This window comes from Streptomyces sp. SP18BB07 (genome assembly GCF_036322545.1).
Taxonomy (GTDB): Bacteria; Actinomycetota; Actinomycetes; order Streptomycetales; family Streptomycetaceae; genus Streptomyces; species Streptomyces deccanensis.
On sequence record NZ_JAQYWT010000338.1, the window covers coordinates 26,369 to 43,477 of the forward strand.

Sequence of the window (17,109 nt, forward strand, 5' to 3'; positions counted from 1 at the left end):
CTTGTTCGGGGGCTCACATGTACCGGCCGCCGGTCACCTCGACCACGGCTCCGGTGATGTAGCTCGCCATGTCGGAGGCGAGGAAGAGGACGACCTGGGCGACCTCGGCGGGTTCGCCCGCGCGGCCCAGGGGGATCTCGGCGAGCTTGGCGTCCCAGGCGGTCGGGGGCATCGCCTCGGTCATGGCGGTGCGGATCAGGCCGGGCTGTACGGCGTTGACGCGGACGCCCGCCTTGGCGAGTTCCTTCGCGGAGGCCTTGGTGAGGCCGACGAGTCCGGCCTTGGCGGCGCTGTAGTTCGTCTGGCCGAAGTTGCCGACCTTGCCGGAGATGGAGGAGATGTTGACGATGCTGCCGCCCTGCCCGTGTGCCCGCATCGCCTCGGCGGCGTACCGGGTGCCGTTCCAGGCGCCGGTGAGATGGACGTCGACGACGGCACGGAAGTCGGCCAGGGGCATCTTGCGCAGGGTCGCGTCCCGGGTGATCCCGGCGTTGTTGACCATGACGTCGACCGGGCCGAAGGTGTCGCCGCAGTGGGCGACTAGGGCGGCGACCTCGTCCTCGTCGGTGACGTCGCAGCGCAGCGAGGTGGCGGCCACACCGTTCTCGGCGAGGCGTGCGGCGGCCTCGGCCGCGGCGTCCTCGTTGATGTCGCCGAGGACGATGCGTGCGCCCGCGTCGCCGAGGACGCCGGCGATCTCGAAGCCGATGCCCTGTGCGCCGCCGGTGATCACCGCGTTCCGGCCGTCCAGCAGTCCCATGTCCGCCCGCCCCTGGCTCGACACCATTCCTGTTAAATAGATAACCTATTATGCTGAAACAATCAATACAGCGATCAAGTGATCAGCTGTGCGGGCAGGGCGCCGGACGAGGAGCGAACACAGGTGGACATCAGCTATCCCCCGGAGACCGAGACGTTCCGTGCCGAGGTCAGGGCGTTCCTCGCCGAGACGCTGCCGCCGGACTGGAAGGGCATCGGGGCCCTCGACGAGGACGCGGCCTGGGCCTTCGCCCGCGACTGGCGCGGCCGACTGGTCGAACGCGGCTACCTCTCCCTGACCTGGCCGAAGGAGTACGGCGGCCGTGGCCTGTCCAAGCTCCACCAGGTCGTCCTGATGGAGGAACTCGCCCTCGCCGGGGTGCCGTTCGGGCTGCCGCAGGACACCTTCGGCGTGAAGATGCTGGCGAACACGCTGCTGCGCTGGGGCACGGAGGAGCAGAAGAGCCACTTCCTGCCCCGCATCCTCAGCGGCGAGGACACCTGGTGCCAGGGGTACTCGGAGCCGGACGCGGGCTCCGACCTGGCCTCCCTGAAGACCCGCGCGGTGCCCGACGGCGAGGAGTGGGTGATCGACGGCCAGAAGGTGTGGACCTCCGGCGCCCATCACAGCGACTGGATCTTCGTCCTGGCCCGCACGAACCGGGACGCCCCCAAGCACCGCGGCATCTCCTTCCTCCTGGTCCCGCTCGACCAACCCGGCGTGGAGGTACGACCGTTCCGCATGATGAGCGGGCAGCTGCACTTCAACGAGGTGTTCTTCGAGGGCGCCCGCACCCGCGCCGATCTCGTCGTCGGCGGCGTCGACAACGGCTGGACGGTCGCCCAGAGCCTGCTGGGCGTCGAGCGCGGAGAGGAGGCGGCGACCAACCCCATCCTGTTCCGGGCCGAGGTGGAACGGCTCGTGGAGCTGGCGCGGCTGTACGGCAAGGACCAGGACCCGGTCGTACGGCAACGGATCGCCTGGTGCTGGTCCAAGGTCGAGATCATGCGCTGCCTCGGCTACCGGATCCTCACCGGCTGGCTCAAGGGCGCCGAGCCCGGCCCCGAGTCGTCGATCGCCAAGCTGTACTGGAGCGAGTACCACACCGAGGTCACCGATCTGGCGATGGACATCATGGGCCTGCACGGCCAGGTACCGGTCGGCCGACCGCCGCTGCGCACCTACCGCACCGACGACCCCGGCGCCGCGAACTCCTCGGCGTCCTGGTCGACGACATACCTGATCGCCCTCTCGGGCACGATCTACGCCGGCACCTCGCAGGTCCAGCGGAACATCCTCGCGGAGAAGGTGCTCGGGCTGCCGCGTGAGCCGCGGGTGAGCGCCGGTTAGGGTCCGGGGAGGTGTGGCCTCCGGCCGGGCGGGAGCGAGTGCCGGTCTGCCGGGCCGGGCGGGCGTGAGTGCCGACCGGCCGGCAGACGGGGGTTTCGGGCCTGCGCGGGCGCCGGCACCAAGCGGCCGGGCGGGCGTGAGGCTGGTCGGCTGGGCAGGCGTGAGAGTCGGTCGGCTTGGCAATCACGCGTCTCGGCCGGTCAGGGAAGCGTGCGCCTGAGCGCCCGCCGGTCAGGGCCGGTCGGGCCGCTCGAAGGTGTTCAGCATCGGGACCGGGCGGGGGCCCTTGCCGGGGAGCCAGCCCGCGTCCAGTTTGCGCAGGCCGGCCCCGTTCGGCGCCCAGATGTGGCAGCTGTTCAGCACGCCGGCGGTGGCGCGCGGATCGTGCTCGTGGTCACCGGCGGCGGCCCGGCGCCGCGCGCCGGCCGACATCGCGGCCTGCACGGCCGCGGGGCCGAGGACGCGGGACAGCTCGTAGAGGTGCGAGCAGCCGAGGACACCGCGGAAGCGCTCCTGGATCGCCCTGTTGTACCCGGTGGCCACACTGAGCCCGACCAGGCCGTCGAAGACCGGTGAGATCAGCGGGCACTCCGCGTGCGGGAAGCTCCGCATGTCCGCCCGGGCCGTCGTGATCACCATGTCCTCGACGCGGATCCGCACGGACAGACCCATCCGGTGGACGACCCCACCCGGCGGCTCCTCCCAGGGGCGCTCGTCCCGCAGTTCCGCCTCGACGGAGATCTCGCCGTCCTCCTCCTCGTGGGCGGTGACGCTGATCGTACGGCGGTGCAGCGGGAGTTCGGCGCGGGTCATGACGAGGTCTCCTCCAGTTCGGCCACGGCGTCCACGAGGCCTGCGGCCGCGCTCTCCCCCAGTCCCGCGAACTCCGGCTGTCTGCGCTCGATGAAACTGCGCACGCCCTCCCGGTAGTCCGGCGCGCGCTTGGCCACGGCCAGGAGCGCGGCCGCGTCGTCACGGCTCTCCGTGAAGGACCGCGCCTGGTCGTCGGCGAGCTGCCGCTTGATGAGGGACATCGCGTACGGACTGGCCGAGCGAGCCAGTTCGGTCGCGTACGCGAGGGCCGCCGGCAGGAGCTCGTCCGGCTCGACGAGGCGGTTGACCAGCCCCATCGCGTGGGCCTCCGTCCCGGTGAACCGCCGCGAGGACAGCAGCAGGTCGGCGGCGTTGCCGTGGCCGACCAGCCGGGGCAGGATCCAGGACACCCCGTCCTCGGCCACCAGCCCGCGCGCGCTGAAGGCGGCGGCGAACTTGGCGTGCGGCACGGCGAACCGGACGTCGCACATCAGGGCCTGGTTGAACCCGATGCCCGCGCAGGCGCCGTTGACGGCCGCCACGACCGGCTTGGGAAAGGTCATGGGGCGGGTGCGCGGAGGCAGCTGGTCGGTGGGCCACGGACGGGCGCCGGACGACGCACCGTCCAGCACACTCATGTCCATCCCGGGGCAGAAACTGCGCCCGGCGCCGGTGAGCACCACGGCCCGGACCCGGGGGTCCGCCTCCGCCCGGTCGAACAGTTCGTTGTAGAGCAGCTCCATCTCCAGCGTCCAGGCGTTGTGCCGGTCCGGCCGGTTCAGGGTGACGAGCATGACCCCGTCGTCGGTGAGTTCGGTGAGGATCACCGGGGTCGGATTCTCGGTCATCGAGGTCACTCCCACGGGGCCCGTTGGTTTTATAGCCAGGTTTTATAGCTAGATGAATCATCTATATACCAAAGACCGGGCGGGGCACCAGATCGGGCGTCGCCGAGGGAAGATCAAGCAACCCTTGACCTGGTACCCTCGATGCACTAAGACGATTCATTTTGCTATATGAGGAGCCCACCGTGGCCGAGGCAGCCCGCGCAAGCGAAACGGCGACCGTGCCCGCCCCTTCCCGCAACAGGGTCGGCCGCCAGGTGCGGGTCCCGAAGACCGCCGAGCTGGTCGCCGCGCACCTGCGCCGCCAGATCGTGCGCGGTGAGCTGAAGCCGGGTGACGCGCTGCCGCCCGAGTCGGGCCTGATGGAGCAGTTCGGCATCTCGCGGCCGACGCTGCGCGAGGCGTTCCGCGTACTGGAGTCGGAGTCGCTGATCACGGTGCGCCGCGGCGCCCACGGCGGCGCCCGGGTCAGCGCGCCCGACTCGGACGTCGCCGCCCGCTTCGCCGGCCTGATCCTCGAATACCGGGGCGCCACCCTGGGCGACCTCTACCGCGCGGCGGCCCTCATCGAGCCGCCCTGCGCCCGCCAGCTCGCCACCAAGCACACCCCGGACGACATCAAGCGGCTGCGTGACGCGGTGGCGGCGGAGAAGGCCGTACTGGACGACCCGCTGGCCCTGGTCGAGGCGCAGGACACCTTCCACGCCCTGCTGGTCGAGCTCACCGGCAACCAGACCCTGATCCTGCTGTGCGGCATGGTGCGCAACATCATCGACCGGGCCAACGCCTCGTACACCGCCGCGGCCGTCGACGCCGAGGCCCAGAAGGCGCAGGCCCTCAAGGGTCACCGGGCGCACGTCCGGATGGTCGGCCTGATCGAGTCCGGCAAGGCGGACGAGGCCGAGAAGCTGTGGCAGCGGCACATCTCCAGCGCCGATGACGTCGTGAACTCCGCCGGCCCCAAGACGGTACTCGAACTCCTCGACTGACCTGGCGCGGGACACCGTCCGCCGTCCCGCTCCCCCACCACCCCTGCACCCCCACTCTCCGGCGCCCTCCGGCCCGGCTTTCCGTCATCTCCTCACCCGGCTCCGCCCTACCCCTTGCCTCAGAGAAACAGTTAGATAATTATAGGAGGCGTACCGATTAGATCTGGGGTCCGGAGGCGACGGCGATGGCCGAACAGCGCAAGCCCATCTTCGACTGCGACCAGCACATGTACGAGGAGCGGGACTCGTTCACCCGCTATCTCCCCAAGGAGTTCCTCGGCACCGCGGTCGCACCGGTGACACTGCCGGACGGGCGGGAGGTGATCCTCGCCGGTGACCGGATCGTCGTATGTCTGGAACCGGAGTTCGGGCAGGTCTACCGTCCCGGTTCGCTCAAGGAGATGCTCAAGGCCATGGCCTCGGGCAACCCGGAGGAGACGTACCAGTTCGAGCCGATGCACGAGTCGTACCAGAACCGCGACGCCCGGCTGCGGGTCATGGACGAGCAGGGCCTCGACCAGTCGATCATGTACCCGGGCGGCTGGGCCCTGGTCGCGGAGGAGTACGTGAAGGGCGTGGAGCCGCTCTACGCCAACTACCACTCGTTCAACCGCTACATGAACGAGGTGTGGGGCTTCGACCACCAGAACCGCATCTACGCCCCCGCCCTGCTGTCCCTGCGCGATCTGCCCAGCGCGGTCAAGGAGCTGGAGTACGTCCTGGAGCAGGGTGCCCGTTTCATCCTGCTGCCCACGGGACCCATGTACGGCCGCTCGCCGGGCGACCCGTACTTCGACCCGTTCTGGAAGCTGGTCAACGAGGCGAAGGCCAGCGTCTGTTACCACATCAGCGAGTTCTACTACAACTCGCAGGTGGCGCCCTCATGGGGCTTCGACCCCAACCCCATCCACTTCCGGATGTCGGCCTGGCAGTGGCAGAACACGTACGGCCAGCGCCCCATCGAGGAGACGCTGTCCGCGCTGATCTTCGACAACCTCTTCGGGCGCTTCCCCGACATCAACATCCTGGTCTCCGAGTTCGGCTCCGAGTGGGTGCCGCACTTCGTGCGCCACATGGACAAGAGCCGGGGCATGGGCCGCAACGGCCCATGGATCGGCGGGCAGTTGGACGAGCGCCCGAGCCAGATCTTCCGCAAGCACGTCCGTGTGGTGCCCTACCCCGAGGACGACATCGTGGGCGTGATCAAGCGCCTCGGCCACCACGAGTCCATCGTCATGGGCTCCGACTTCCCGCACGCGGAGGGCCTCGCCGAACCGGCCGACTTCCGCAAGCTCATCGCGGAACTCGACGTGTCCGAACAGGACGACATCATGTACAACAACGCCCAGCAGCTGATCAGCCGCTGAGCGTCGCGTCTGCTCCCCGCCTGGCGGCGGGCCCGGTCTAACCGACCAGGCCCGCCGCCAGGTTCGCGATGTCGGTGAGCAGTGCGGTGCCCCGAGGGGTCTGGTCGTACCCGGCGAGCGGGTAGCCGTTGCTGAGGCAGGCGAAGGACAGGCCGGACTCCGGGTCCATGAAGCCCAGTTGGTACGCCGCTCCGGCGCTGCCGAAGAGTGCCGAGGAGCCGGTCGACGGCAGGTTGCTTCCCGCGTCCGGGCCGGCCACGGTCACGAACAGGCCCATGCTCGTACGCCGGTCACCGCCACCGCCGTAGATCTGCTCGCCGTAGGGGTGGTCGGTCAGCCTGATCCGGGTGCCCTCCGCGACCGCCTCCGGCTTCCACAGGCCGGAGTGGACCAGGGCCTGGAAGAAGAGCGCCACGTCCGCGGCGGTGGCGACCAGGGCGTGGCTGGGTTCTCCGGCCGCCAGGACCTTCGGGTCGGACAGGTACCAGGGCCCCCAGGGGTCGGGTTCCTGGTCGTCGTCGGTGCGGTCGGTGGCGAGCATCGGGGCGACGCTGCCCGGTTGACGGTCCACCGGGACCCCCAGCTCGATCGACGACAGACCCAGCGGTGCCACGACCTGCTCGCGCAGATAGTCGGCGAAGGCGAGGCCCGTGCGATGCTCGACGATCTCGGCGATCAGCCAGGCGGCCGAGGTGAGGTGGAACTGGAAGCGGCTGCCCGGCGGGTAGTCCAGCCGCCAGCGCCCGAAGGCGGCGAGCCGCTGCTCACGGTCGAGCATCTTCGGATACCCGAGTGGCGCGAAGGGGAAGCCGGCGGTGTGCGTGAGCACCTGCTCGACCGTCACCGTCTCCTTCCCGTTGGGCGCGAACTCCGGGATGATCGCGGCGACTTGCTCGCCGACGTCCAGGAGCCCGTCCCCGATGAGCTTCCACACCGCGCCCGCGACGATCGACCGTCCGACGGACTGGAGGACGTACCGGGTGCCGGGGTGGGCGTCGCCGTAGGTCTCGAAGGCCACCAGCCTCCCGTCGTGGGCGACGGCGACCTGGGCGGACGGCAGGGGACCGTGTTCGACCTCCCGGCGGATCCGGCTCAGGAGGGTGTCGAGGCGGAGCGGGTCGACCTGGTCAGGCATGGGTTCCTCCTTCGTGCGGCTCCCGCAGCCGGCGGCGTACGACCTTGCCGTTGGCGTTGCGCGGCAGGTCGTCCACGAACCACCAGCGGACGGGGACCTTGAAGCCGGACAGCCGGGCGCGGGTGTGGTTCCTGAGCGTCGCAGGGTCCGGCGGGGCGCCGGGGTCGGTCGGCACGACAAAGGCGACGACGGTCTGTCCGAGCCGCTCGTCGGGCGCGCCCGTGACCGCCGCGTCCGCCACACCGGGATGCGCGGTCAGGACCGTCTCGACCTCCAGCGGATGGACGTTCTCGCCACCGCGGATGATCATGTCGGTGCTGCGGCCGAGGAGGTAGAGGTAGCCGTCCTCCTCGATCCGGCCCAGGTCGCCGCTGCGCAGCCAGCCCTCGGTGTCGATCCGGAAGAAATGGTCGGCGCGGGCGTGGATCTCGCCGACGCCGTCGGGCCCGGCCCCGTCCACCCTGATCTCGACCCCGGGGGCGGGCCGTCCCACCGAGCGCAGCAGTTCGGTGCGTCCCGCGACCGCTTCCCGGTGGTCCTCGGGGGTGAGCACGCTGATCGGCGAGCCCTCGGTCTGCCCGAACATGTTGAGCATCCGCACGCCGGGCATCGCCTCGTACGTCCGGCGCAGGGTGCCGGGGCGGACGGGCGCTCCCCCGTACTGCAGGGTCCGCAGCGTCTCGTGCCGGGCCTCGCCGGCCGCCAGCAGGGTCTCCAGCATCGCGGGGACCATGCTGGTGTGCGTGGTGCCCAGGTGCCGCAGCAGGGCCCAGCCCTCGACGGTGAAGCGGGGCAGCCCGGTGACCAGCGCGCCGGCCGCCAGGGCGACGGCGATATTGCCGAGGCCCGCGATGTGGTGGAAGGGCGCGCTGCCGCCGTAGAAGCTGTCGGGGTCGAGCGCGCACAGGGTTCCGTTGACGCGGGCACGGGCGGCCAGGCGTCGCTGGGTCATGGGGACGGGTTTGGGTAGGCCTGTCGTCCCCGATGTGTGGAGGACAGCGGCGAGGTCGTCCGGCCCAGCCGTCAACTCCCTGGCTGAGCAGCTCAGTTCGGGCACCACACTGAGCCGCCGGCCCGAGAGTGCGGCCACCTGGCTGCCGAGGTCGGCGAACTCCGGCTGCGCCAGCAGGACTTGGGAGGCCGTTGCTTGTACCACGGTGGCGATCTCGTGAGCGGTCATGCGGACGCCGAGCGGTGCGAGCGGGTGGCCGGAGCCCGCGCCGCCGATCACCAGGGCGAGGGCGTCGGCGGAGGTGGCGACCAACGCGGGGACCGGAGCGCCGGGTTCGAGGCCGAGGGTGTCCAGCCAGTCGCCCGCGCCGCCCGCGCGGTCGAGGAGTTCCCGTCCGGTCCAGGTCAGGTCACCGAACCGGACGGCGGGGCGGGCGTGGTCGTAGGCGTGGCTCACCAGACCGGTCCAGGTCACCGGCGTTCCCTGCGATCCCGGCGTACCCTTCGCCGCTTTCGCCGCCATCGCCGCCTGCGCTGCCTGCGTGGCGTTCACCGGCTCAGGGCTCCAGGCGGGCCGTCGCCGTGCCGGTGACCACCTCGATGCCGTCCTGGTTGACGGTGCGCAGCGAGAAACGGGCGACCGGTCCGGCGTCGGTGCCCTCGACCGACTCGACGGTGACCGTGGCGGTCAGGGTGTCGCCGGGCCAGACCTGGGCCTTGAAGCGGACGCCGTAGCGCAGGAGCGCCTCGGTGCCGACCCAGTCGGTGAGAACCCGGCCGGTCATGCCCATCGTCAGCATGCCGTGCGCGAACACGCCGGGGTAGCCCGCCGCCTCGACGGCGAAGCGCTCGTCGGTGTGCAGCGGGTTGTAGTCGCCGGAGGCGCCCGCGTACTGCACGATCCGGGTGCGCTTCAGGTCCTCGACGAGGACACTCTCGCGCGTCTCGCCCACTTTGATCTCGTCCGTGCTCAGGCTCATCTGGCGTCCTTCGGGGTCGCGGGGCCCTCGGGTACGACGGCCACGGTGACGGCGCTGACGACCGGCTCGCCGTCGGCGTCCCGGTACTCGGTGATGCGCTCGCTGAAGAGGAGACGGCCGCTGCGGCCCTGCTTCTCCCAGCTGCGGCCCGGCACGGTGTGGGCGTAGAGGGTCTCGCCGGCGCGTACCGGGCGGTGGTACTCGAAGTGCTGTTCGGCGTGGAGCCCGCCGCCGCCCTCGGCCATCACGCCGGGGCCGCCGCCGGATCCGAACCACTCCTCGTCCGGCTTGGGCCGCAGGTGGTAGTCGGGGTCGTAGTGGGCGCTCGCCATGGTGAAGGTGGGCGGCGCGAGGGCGCTCGCGCCCCGGAAGGCCGGGTTCTCGTCACCGATGGCGCGGGCGAACATCATGATGTGCCCGGCCTCGACGGGGAACGGCTGCCCTGTCATCGGGTCCCCTGTCATCGTCGTACTCCTCGGTCGAAACAGCAGGTCGGTTGCGGCACGTCGGTTGGGGCAGGCCAGTGCGACATGTCGGTACGACACATCGCTGCGACACGTCAGTACGGCAGGAACGCGTCGCGCGTGGCCTCGTCCGGGTCGAAGTCCGGCGGCAGGCCCTCGAACTTCGGCTCCCGTTTCTCCACGAAGCTCGCCACGCCCTCACGGAAGTCCGGCGAGCCCGCGAAGAACTCCATGGCGGAGTAGGACCGGGCGAGCGCGTCGGTGAAGGGGCGGTCGAGGTCGCCGTAGACCTGGTGGCGTACGACGGCCATGGCGCGCGGGGAGCAGTTGCGGGCGATGTCCCGGGCGTAGGCGCGGGCGGCGTCCAGCAGGTCCTCGGGTTCGACGACGCGGCTGACGAGGCCGAGGTCCTTGGCCTCGTCGGCGTCGAAGACCCGGCCGGACAGCAGCAGGTCGAGCGCGTTCTCCAGGCCGATCACGCGCGGCAGCACGTACGGCAGGTTGTACTCGCCGGCCAGGCCGCGCCGGGTGAAGGCGGTGGTGAAGCGGGCCCCGCGGGCGGCGAAGCGGACGTCGCAGATCAGCGCCTGGACCAGGCCGATGCCCGCGCAGGCGCCGTTGACGGCGGCGATCAGCGGCTTCGGCATGTTCCGCCTGCTGTACATGGGGACGCGGGCCTGGAGGTTGAGGGACTGGCCCGGCTGGGAGTTCTGTTCCAGGCGCTGGACGTCCATGCCCGGGCAGAAGGCCCTGCCCGCGCCCGTGACGATCACGACGCGGACGGCCGGGTCCTGCGCGGCCTCGTCCAGGAGCGCGAAGAAGCGGCGCTCCATGGGGATGCTCCAGGCGTTCTTGCGCTCGGGCCGGTTGAGGGTGACGGTGGCGACGCCGTCCTCGTCGACCTCGTACAGCACCAGGTCGTCGTCCTGGGCGGACGGCACCGAGCCGTCCTGTGCGGGCTCGTCAGTCATCGCGGTCATGCCTCCGTCAGAGGTTCGATGGGGTCGATGGGGGCGATGGGGTCGACGGGCGCCATCGGGTCGGCCGGGGGTATCGGGTCGCCGACGCCCGCCCGCTCCCCGGAGATGGTCACGACGACCTGTCCCCGGGCACAGATGCGCCCGTCGGTCATCACGTCGACGTCGGCGAAGTGCACCCTGTGTCCGCGCCGTACGCAGCGCGCGTAGGCGACGGCCTCCTGGCCGCGGGCGGGCGCGAGGTACTGCACCGACATCGACACGGTGCTGAGTCGGCTGCCCTTGGTGAAGTCGTGCCCGGCGATCACGGCGCCGGAGCCGGCGGTGTCGATGAGGGCCGAGATCACCCCGCCGTGGAAGACGTCCTCGTGGGCGGAGAGGGACTCCGCGTAGGGCAGCACGATCTCGACGGCTTCCGGGTCCCAGCGGGTCACGCGCATGCGGCAACGGCGGTTGAAGGCGACCCCGCGCTCCCAGCGGGCCCGGAACCACGCCCGGCGTTCGCGCTGTTCCTGTTCGGTGAGGGTCCTCGCCGCGACGGTCATCAGCACGCCCTCCGGTCTCGGCCTGTCGGCCGATCCATATAGTTACATGAATTGGATAGTTAAAGCAATCAAGCGAGGCTTGATCCTGGTGCTAGATGTATTATTTATATAACTCATTCGCTGCCTGTGAACAGAGGGAGACCCCGATGCCGTCGACCGCCCTGGCCGGGATCCGTGTCCTCGACCTGTCCCGTATCCTCGCCGCGCCCCTCGCCACCCAGATGCTGGCCGACCTGGGCGCCGAGGTCATCAAGGTGGAACGACCTGGCGCGGGCGACGACTCACGCACGTACGGGCCGCCGTTCGCCGCCGGCACGGACACCGCCGCCTTCTACCTCTCCTGCAACCGCAACAAGCGGTCGGTCACGGTCAACCACGCCACCGCCGAGGGGCAGGAGTTGATCCGCGCCCTCGCCGCCCGGTCGGACGTGCTGGTCGAGAACTTCCGGACGGGGACCCTGGCGAAGTACGGCCTCGACCACGAGAGTCTGCGGGAGCTCAACCCGCGGCTGGTCTACCTCTCGGTGACGGGCTTCGGCCAGAGCGGGCCGTACGCCGAACGCCCCGGCTACGACGGCATCTTCCAGGCCATGTCCGGCATGATGAGCGTCTCCGGGCACCCCGAGGAGCCGATGAAGGTCGGCGTCAGCATGGTCGACATCCTCACCGGCCTTTATGCGTCGACAGCCGTACTGGCGGCCCTGCGGCACCGGGACGTCACCGGTGAGGGCCAGTTCATCGACCTGTCCCTGCTGGACTGCGGACTGGCCTCGCTGTCGCACTTCGCGATGAACTACCTGGTCTCCGGTGAGGTGCCGGCCCGCCGCGGCAACGGCGGGTACGGCGGCATCCCGTCCCAGGCCTTCATGTGCGCGGACAAGCCGCTGTTCCTGGTGGCGGGCAATGACAAGCAGTTCGCCGCGTTCTGCACGGCGGCCGACCGCACCGACCTCCTCCAGGACCCCCGATTCGCCACCACCTCCGCGCGCATCGCCCACCGGGAGGAGATCCTGCCCGTCCTGGCGACGATCCTGCGCACCCGGACCCGGGACGCATGGCTGGCCGTACTCGACCGGCACGACGTCCCGGCGGGCCCGTTCAACGAGCTGCCCGAGGTGTTCGCCGACCCCCAGATACAGCACCGGGAGATGCTGGTGGAGGTCGACGACCCGGTGTCGGGGCGCATGCCGCTGCTGGCCAATCCGATCCGGTTCGCGAAGACGCCGGTCGAGGGGTACGCCCCGCCACCCGCCCTGGGCGAGCACACCGCCGAAGTCCTCACCGGGCTCGCCGGGGTGACGGACGATCAGCTGGCAGGGCTGCGGGCACGCGGGGTCGTATAGACCCCATGGGAAGAGGGCCTCACCCGATCAGGGTGCGGCCCCCCTCCAGCATCAGCGTCGCCCCCGTCAGATAGGCCATGTCGTCGCTGACCAGCGCGGCCACCGCTCGGCCGATGTCCGTCTCCGGGTCGCCCATTCTGCCCAGCGGAATGCCGGCGACTACGCTCTCGGCCTTCTCCGGATGGGCGGCGAAGAACGCCTCGGCCGCCGGGCTCAGCGCGGCGGGGCAGACCACGTTCACGCGAATCCCATACGCGCCCCACTCCCGGGCGGCGACGCGCGTCAGCCCCCGGATGGCCTCCTTGGCCATCGCGTACGCCGCGAAGCTCGCCTCTCCCTGCACCGCCGCCGACGAACCGAGGTTGACGACGCTGCCGCGACTGGCCCGCAAATGGGGCAGGGCCGACTGCATCGCATGGAAGGTCGCCAACGGGCCGCTGCGGTAGGTGAGTTCGACGTCGTCGTACGACGTCTCCTCCAGTCTTCGCTGGACGGAACTCTGCGCGTTGTTGACGAGGACGTCCAGGCCGCCGAACTCCCGTACCGTCTCGGCGACCATACGGTCGACGTCGTCCCGTTCGCCGACGTCCCCGACCACGGCGTGGGCCCGGCCGCCCCGCCCGGTGATCTCCCCGACGGTGTCCTTGAGGGTGCCCTCGGTGCGGCCCGTGATCACCACTGCCGCCCCCTCGGCCGCCAGGGCGAGCGCGATACCCCGGCCCACCCCCTGCCCGCCGCCGGTGACCAGTGCCGTTCTCCCCGACAACCGCCGCATCACGTCTCCTTCCAGAAAGAGCCCCAGGACGGGAAGGCGCCGGGCAGCGCCGGTGGTCCGGCACCCTCCCAGCCCTCGAATCCCACCTGTTGAGGGCGCTCGGTCACATCCGCCGCGTACCAGTGCTGCTCACGGCGCCGGGAGAAGTACCATTCGCCCTCCACCCGCGCGTAGTCGTCGAGATAGCGGATGGCCATGACGATCCACCGCTCCCCCACCTCGTGTTCGGCACGGCAGTAGACGGAGCCGATGGCCGTGTCGCGGCCGGTGAACTCGACGCGGTGGCCGCAGATCTGGTGGATCGAGCGGTGGAAGCCCCGGACGAGGGGATCGATGTACGCCCGCAGCGCCTCCCGGCCCCGGCCGTGGCGCCCCATGTCCACGTCGGGCCGGAAGCAGCCCACCCAGGCGTCCAGGTCACGGGCGTCCACGGCGAGCGCGTAGCGGACGGGCAGTTGCTGGACGGCCAGGTGCGACTCGACGCGATCGAGACGTTCCTCCGGTGACGGAGACGGAGACGGAGACGGCGCGGGTGTCACGGCCGGGGCTCCTTCGGCAGACCGAGCACCTGCTCGCCGATGATGTTGCGCTGGATCTCGCTCGACCCGCCGTAGATCGTCTCCGCCAGGGAGAGCAGGAAGGAGCGCTGCCGGGTGTCCAGGCCGTAGTCCTCGCCGACGATCTGCCCGGCGGGCCCGGCCAACTCCTGTGCCAGATGGCCGAGTTGCTGGTGGCGGGTAGAGGCGTACAGCTTGGCCGTGGTGGCCTGGGCGCCCGGGATGCGGCCGGCGGTCAGCTCGGCGATGGTGCGGAGGTTGGTGGTGCGCATGATGCGTACGGAGATCCAGGCGTCGACGATGCGGCGGCGCAGCATCGGGTCGTCGAGGGCGCCCCGTTCCCGGGCCAGGGCGATCAGCGCCTCGGCCTCCCGCTCGAAGGTGAGCTGCTGGGGCAACAGTGTGGTGCCGCGTTCGATGCCGAGGGTGGCCATCGCGGTGCGCCAGCCCTGGCCGACCTCGCCGACGGCCATGTCCGCGCCGGTGCGGGCCTCGGAGAGGAACACCTCGGCGAACTCGTCCTGGCCGGCGAGGTTGCGGATGGGGCGGATCTCCACGCCCGGCTGGTCCGTGGGGACGAGCAACATGGTCAGGCCCTTGTGCCGGACGGAGTCCGGGTCGGTGCGGGTGAGGACGTAGAGCCAGTCGGCGTGCACGCCGAAGGAGGTCCACACCTTCTGCCCGCTCACCACCCACTCCTCGCCCTCGCGCTCGGCCCGGGTGCGTACCGAGGCCAGGTCGGAGCCGGCGCCGGGCTCGCTGAAGCCCTGGCCCCACAGTTCCTCGACGGCCAGGATGGGCGGGAGGAATCGCTTCCGCTGTTCCTCGTTGCCAACTTTGAGGAGCATGGGGCCGAGCAGGTCGAGGGCGTTGACGGTGGCCCGGTAGGGGGCGTTCACGCGGGCGTACTCGTACTCGAAGACGATCTCCTCCAGGAGTCCGAGACCGCGTCCGCCGTACTCCTTCGGCCAGCCGACGCCCAGCCAGTTCCCGGCGGACAGCTCGCGGTCCCAGGCGAGGCGGACCTCCCAGGCGGCTCCGTCGGTGGGGCCGCCCACGCCCCGGTGCTCGGCGAACTCGCCCACGAGGTGGTCCGCGAGCCAGTCCCGCAGCTCGTCGCGGAAGTCGCGTACCGCGGGCCCGAAGTCCAGCTCCATGCCAACGTCCTTCCTGCAGAGTGGAGGTTCAGATGCCGAGCCGGGTGGCGAGGAGCTCCCGGTGGTACGACGGGCTGCCGAGCAGCACCTCGGAGCTCTTGGCCCGTTTGAAGTACAGGTGCGCGGGGTGCTCCCAGGTGAAGCCGATCCCGCCGTGGACCTGGATGTTGTCGCCGGCGACGCGGGTGAACGCCTCCGAGCAGAAGGCCTGCGCCAGCGCGGCCCCGATCGCGATCTCCGTGTCGTCCCCCCCGTCCAGCGCCCACAGTCCGCCGTACGCGGCCGAGCGGGCCGACTCGATGTCCGTCAGCATGTCGGCGCACTTGTGCTTGATCCCCTGGAAGGAGCCGATGGGCCGCCCGTACTGCACCCGGATCTGGGCGTAGTCCACGGCGGCGTCCAGGGCCGCTGCCGCTCCCCCCACCTGTTCGGCGGCGAGCAGGACGGAGGCGGTGGCGAGGGTGCGTTCCAGGGCGGGCCACGCCGTGCCCTCGGTGCCGAGCAGACGGGCGGGGGTGTCCGTGAACTCCAGCCGGGCCTGTTTGCGGGTCTGGTCGAGGGTGGGGAGGGGGGTCCGGGTGAGGCCCGGCGCGTGGGCGGCGTCGACGGCGAAGAGGCTGATGCCGCCGGGGGTGCGGGCGGCGACGAGGAGCAGGTCGGCGAGGTGGCCGTCGGGGACGTACGTCTTGGTGCCGGTCAGCTGCCACCCGGCGGCGGTGTCGTGTGCGGCGAGGCGGATGCCGGGCTCGTCCCAGCGGCCGCTGTCCTCCGTGAGCGCCAGCGTGGCCACCGTCTCGCCCGACGCGATGCCCGGCAGGAGGTCGCGGCGGGCCTGCTCGTCTTCGCGGCGCAGCAGGGCCTCGGCGGCCAGGGCCACCGTGGCGAAGTACGGCCCGCACAGCAGCGCGCGGCCCGCCTCCTCGAAGACGATGCCGAGGTCGACGTAGCCGAAACCGGAGCCGCCGTACTCCTCCGGTACGGCGAGCCCCTGCAGGCCCAGCTCGCCGGCCATCCGGCGCCAGACGAAGCCGTCGTGGCCGTCCGGGGTGGCGGCCAGGCGGCGTACGGCCGCCTCGTCGGAGTACTTGGCCAGGAACGAGCGTACGACCTTGCGCAGTTCGTCCTGCTCCTGGCTGAAGGTGAGATCCATGCCGGGCTTCCCGTCCTCCGTGGATGCGTCTGCCGATCACTTGCCGCACTCGCGCTCGATACAGTTAGATAATTATAGTATCCGCACTGATTACACCAGACCGCTGACACCAGGAGCGCGACGTGACCGATCCCTACGCCCCGTTCACGAGCCTGACCTTCGAGCGGCCCGCGCCCGGCGTGCTGCGCGTCGTGCTCGACGCCCCGAACCTCAACGCCGTCGACCCCCGGATGCACGGGGAACTGGCCGACATCTGGCCGGTGATCGACCGGGACGAGCAGACCCGGGTGGTACTGGTCCAGGGGGCGGGCCGGGCGTTCTCGGCGGGCGGGACCTTCGACTCCATCGAGACCATGACCGGGGACTACGCGGTGCGCGCCCGGGTGATGCGCGAGGCACGGGACATGGTCTACGGGGTGATCAACTGCTCCAAGCCGGTGGTCTCCGCGATCCACGGCCCGGCGGTCGGCGCGGGGCTGGTCATCGGCATGCTCGCGGACATCTCCGTCGCCGCCCGCACGGCGAAGATCGTCGACGGGCACACGCGCCTCGGGGTCGCGGCCGGTGACCACGCGGCGATCTGCTGGCCGCTGCTGTGCGGCATGGCGAAGGCCAAGTACTACCTGCTGACCTGCGAGGCGCTCACCGGCGAGGAGGCCGAGCGGATCGGCCTGGTGTCGAAGTGCGTGGACGACGCCGACGTGCACACGGAGGCACTGCGGGTGGCGACCGTCCTGGCCGACGGTCCCACCAGTGCCATCAGCTGGACCAAGCGGTCCCTCAACCACTGGTACCGCACCGCCCAGCCGATCTTCGAGGCCTCCCTCGGGCTGGAGTTCTTCGGGTTCGGCGGCCATGAGGTCGTGGAGGGACTCGCCGCCCACCGCGACAAGCGCGCCCCCGACTTCGAGGGCGTGGGCACCAAGCACCCGCTCGATCTCTGACCACCCA

18 protein-coding genes are annotated in these 17,109 nt (G+C 70.8%); 5 read left to right on the forward strand and 13 right to left on the reverse strand.

Features of this window, described 5'->3' with window-relative positions:
• Positions 1 to 13: 13 nt before the first annotated feature.
• Positions 14 to 760, reverse strand: a complete 747-nt coding sequence (fabG, locus tag PUR53_RS27805) for a 3-oxoacyl-ACP reductase FabG (RefSeq protein WP_329910042.1) — start codon at positions 758 to 760, stop codon at positions 14 to 16.
• Positions 761 to 883: 123 nt separating this feature from the next.
• Between fabG and PUR53_RS27810 the strand changes: the two genes are divergently transcribed.
• Positions 884 to 2,110 (forward strand): acyl-CoA dehydrogenase family protein, encoded by a 1,227-nt coding sequence (locus PUR53_RS27810; RefSeq protein WP_329910043.1) that lies wholly within the window; start codon positions 884 to 886, stop codon positions 2,108 to 2,110.
• Positions 2,111 to 2,341: 231 nt separating this feature from the next.
• Here PUR53_RS27810 and PUR53_RS27815 read toward each other — a convergent pair whose 3' ends face one another.
• Together PUR53_RS27815 and PUR53_RS27820 are read right to left on the reverse strand one after the other, a co-directional pair.
• Positions 2,342 to 2,923 (reverse strand): DUF2889 domain-containing protein, encoded by a 582-nt coding sequence (locus tag PUR53_RS27815; protein ID WP_329897915.1) that lies wholly within the window; start codon positions 2,921 to 2,923, stop codon positions 2,342 to 2,344.
• Positions 2,920 to 3,771 (reverse strand): enoyl-CoA hydratase-related protein, encoded by an 852-nt coding sequence (locus tag PUR53_RS27820; RefSeq protein ID WP_329897914.1) that lies wholly within the window; start codon positions 3,769 to 3,771, stop codon positions 2,920 to 2,922. Before PUR53_RS27820 ends, PUR53_RS27815 begins: the two co-directional genes overlap by 4 nt.
• Before the next feature lie 182 nt (positions 3,772 to 3,953).
• Here PUR53_RS27820 and PUR53_RS27825 point away from each other — a divergent pair, with 182 nt between their 5' ends.
• Positions 3,954 to 4,757: a FadR/GntR family transcriptional regulator gene (locus PUR53_RS27825; RefSeq protein WP_329897913.1), complete on the forward strand. Its 804-nt coding sequence runs from the start codon at positions 3,954 to 3,956 to the stop codon at positions 4,755 to 4,757.
• Positions 4,758 to 4,942: 185 nt separating this feature from the next.
• Positions 4,943 to 6,124 carry an amidohydrolase family protein gene (locus PUR53_RS27830; protein ID WP_329897912.1) on the forward strand — a complete coding sequence of 394 codons (1,182 nt, stop codon included), beginning with the start codon at positions 4,943 to 4,945 and terminating at the stop codon, positions 6,122 to 6,124.
• Between the two features lie 37 nt (positions 6,125 to 6,161).
• Here PUR53_RS27830 and PUR53_RS27835 read toward each other — a convergent pair whose 3' ends face one another.
• The 6 genes from PUR53_RS27835 to PUR53_RS27860 all read right to left on the reverse strand — a co-directional run bounded on the left by PUR53_RS27835 (position 6,162) and on the right by PUR53_RS27860 (position 11,176).
• On the reverse strand, positions 6,162 to 7,259 hold the full coding sequence (locus PUR53_RS27835; RefSeq protein WP_329897911.1) for a serine hydrolase domain-containing protein: 1,098 nt from the start codon (positions 7,257 to 7,259) through the stop codon (positions 6,162 to 6,164).
• Positions 7,252 to 8,763, reverse strand: coding sequence for a class I adenylate-forming enzyme family protein (locus PUR53_RS27840; RefSeq protein WP_329910044.1), 1,512 nt, complete (start codon positions 8,761 to 8,763; stop codon positions 7,252 to 7,254). The genes PUR53_RS27835 and PUR53_RS27840 overlap by 8 nt, the downstream gene beginning before the upstream one ends.
• 4 nt (positions 8,764 to 8,767) lie before the next feature.
• Positions 8,768 to 9,190, reverse strand: a complete 423-nt coding sequence (locus tag PUR53_RS27845; RefSeq protein WP_329910045.1) for a MaoC family dehydratase — start codon at positions 9,188 to 9,190, stop codon at positions 8,768 to 8,770.
• Complete coding sequence (locus PUR53_RS27850) at positions 9,187 to 9,654, reverse strand: FAS1-like dehydratase domain-containing protein (RefSeq protein WP_329897908.1); 468 nt, start codon at positions 9,652 to 9,654, stop codon at positions 9,187 to 9,189. Before PUR53_RS27850 ends, PUR53_RS27845 begins: the two co-directional genes overlap by 4 nt.
• A 95-nt stretch (positions 9,655 to 9,749) precedes the next feature.
• Positions 9,750 to 10,634 carry an enoyl-CoA hydratase-related protein gene (locus PUR53_RS27855; RefSeq protein ID WP_329897907.1) on the reverse strand — a complete coding sequence of 295 codons (885 nt, stop codon included), beginning with the start codon at positions 10,632 to 10,634 and terminating at the stop codon, positions 9,750 to 9,752.
• Positions 10,631 to 11,176 carry a PaaI family thioesterase gene (locus PUR53_RS27860; protein ID WP_329897906.1) on the reverse strand — a complete coding sequence of 182 codons (546 nt, stop codon included), beginning with the start codon at positions 11,174 to 11,176 and terminating at the stop codon, positions 10,631 to 10,633. Before PUR53_RS27860 ends, PUR53_RS27855 begins: the two co-directional genes overlap by 4 nt.
• A 146-nt stretch (positions 11,177 to 11,322) precedes the next feature.
• On the opposite strand from PUR53_RS27860, the gene PUR53_RS27865 reads away from it, so the two are divergent.
• The gene (locus PUR53_RS27865; protein WP_329910046.1) at positions 11,323 to 12,519 is read left to right on the forward strand and encodes a CaiB/BaiF CoA transferase family protein; all 1,197 of its coding nucleotides are present in this window, start codon (positions 11,323 to 11,325) and stop codon (positions 12,517 to 12,519) included.
• A gap of 19 nt (positions 12,520 to 12,538) precedes the next feature.
• Here the strand turns inward: PUR53_RS27865 and PUR53_RS27870 are convergent, their stop codons facing one another.
• The 4 genes from PUR53_RS27870 to PUR53_RS27885 are packed head-to-tail and all read right to left on the reverse strand — an operon-like array spanning position 12,539 to position 16,158.
• Entirely contained in the window at positions 12,539 to 13,294 is a 756-nt protein-coding gene (locus PUR53_RS27870; RefSeq protein ID WP_329910047.1) for an SDR family NAD(P)-dependent oxidoreductase, read from the reverse strand.
• Positions 13,294 to 13,833 carry a nuclear transport factor 2 family protein gene (locus PUR53_RS27875; RefSeq protein ID WP_329897903.1) on the reverse strand — a complete coding sequence of 180 codons (540 nt, stop codon included), beginning with the start codon at positions 13,831 to 13,833 and terminating at the stop codon, positions 13,294 to 13,296. The genes PUR53_RS27870 and PUR53_RS27875 overlap by 1 nt, the downstream gene beginning before the upstream one ends.
• Positions 13,830 to 15,008 (reverse strand): acyl-CoA dehydrogenase family protein, encoded by a 1,179-nt coding sequence (locus tag PUR53_RS27880; protein ID WP_329897902.1) that lies wholly within the window; start codon positions 15,006 to 15,008, stop codon positions 13,830 to 13,832. The genes PUR53_RS27875 and PUR53_RS27880 overlap by 4 nt, the downstream gene beginning before the upstream one ends.
• A gap of 28 nt (positions 15,009 to 15,036) precedes the next feature.
• On the reverse strand, positions 15,037 to 16,158 hold the full coding sequence (locus tag PUR53_RS27885; RefSeq protein ID WP_329897901.1) for an acyl-CoA dehydrogenase family protein: 1,122 nt from the start codon (positions 16,156 to 16,158) through the stop codon (positions 15,037 to 15,039).
• A 122-nt stretch (positions 16,159 to 16,280) separates the two neighbouring features.
• Between PUR53_RS27885 and PUR53_RS27890 the strand changes: the two genes are divergently transcribed.
• Positions 16,281 to 17,102 (forward strand): enoyl-CoA hydratase/isomerase family protein, encoded by an 822-nt coding sequence (locus tag PUR53_RS27890; RefSeq protein WP_329910048.1) that lies wholly within the window; start codon positions 16,281 to 16,283, stop codon positions 17,100 to 17,102.
• Positions 17,103 to 17,109 lie beyond the last annotated feature (7 nt).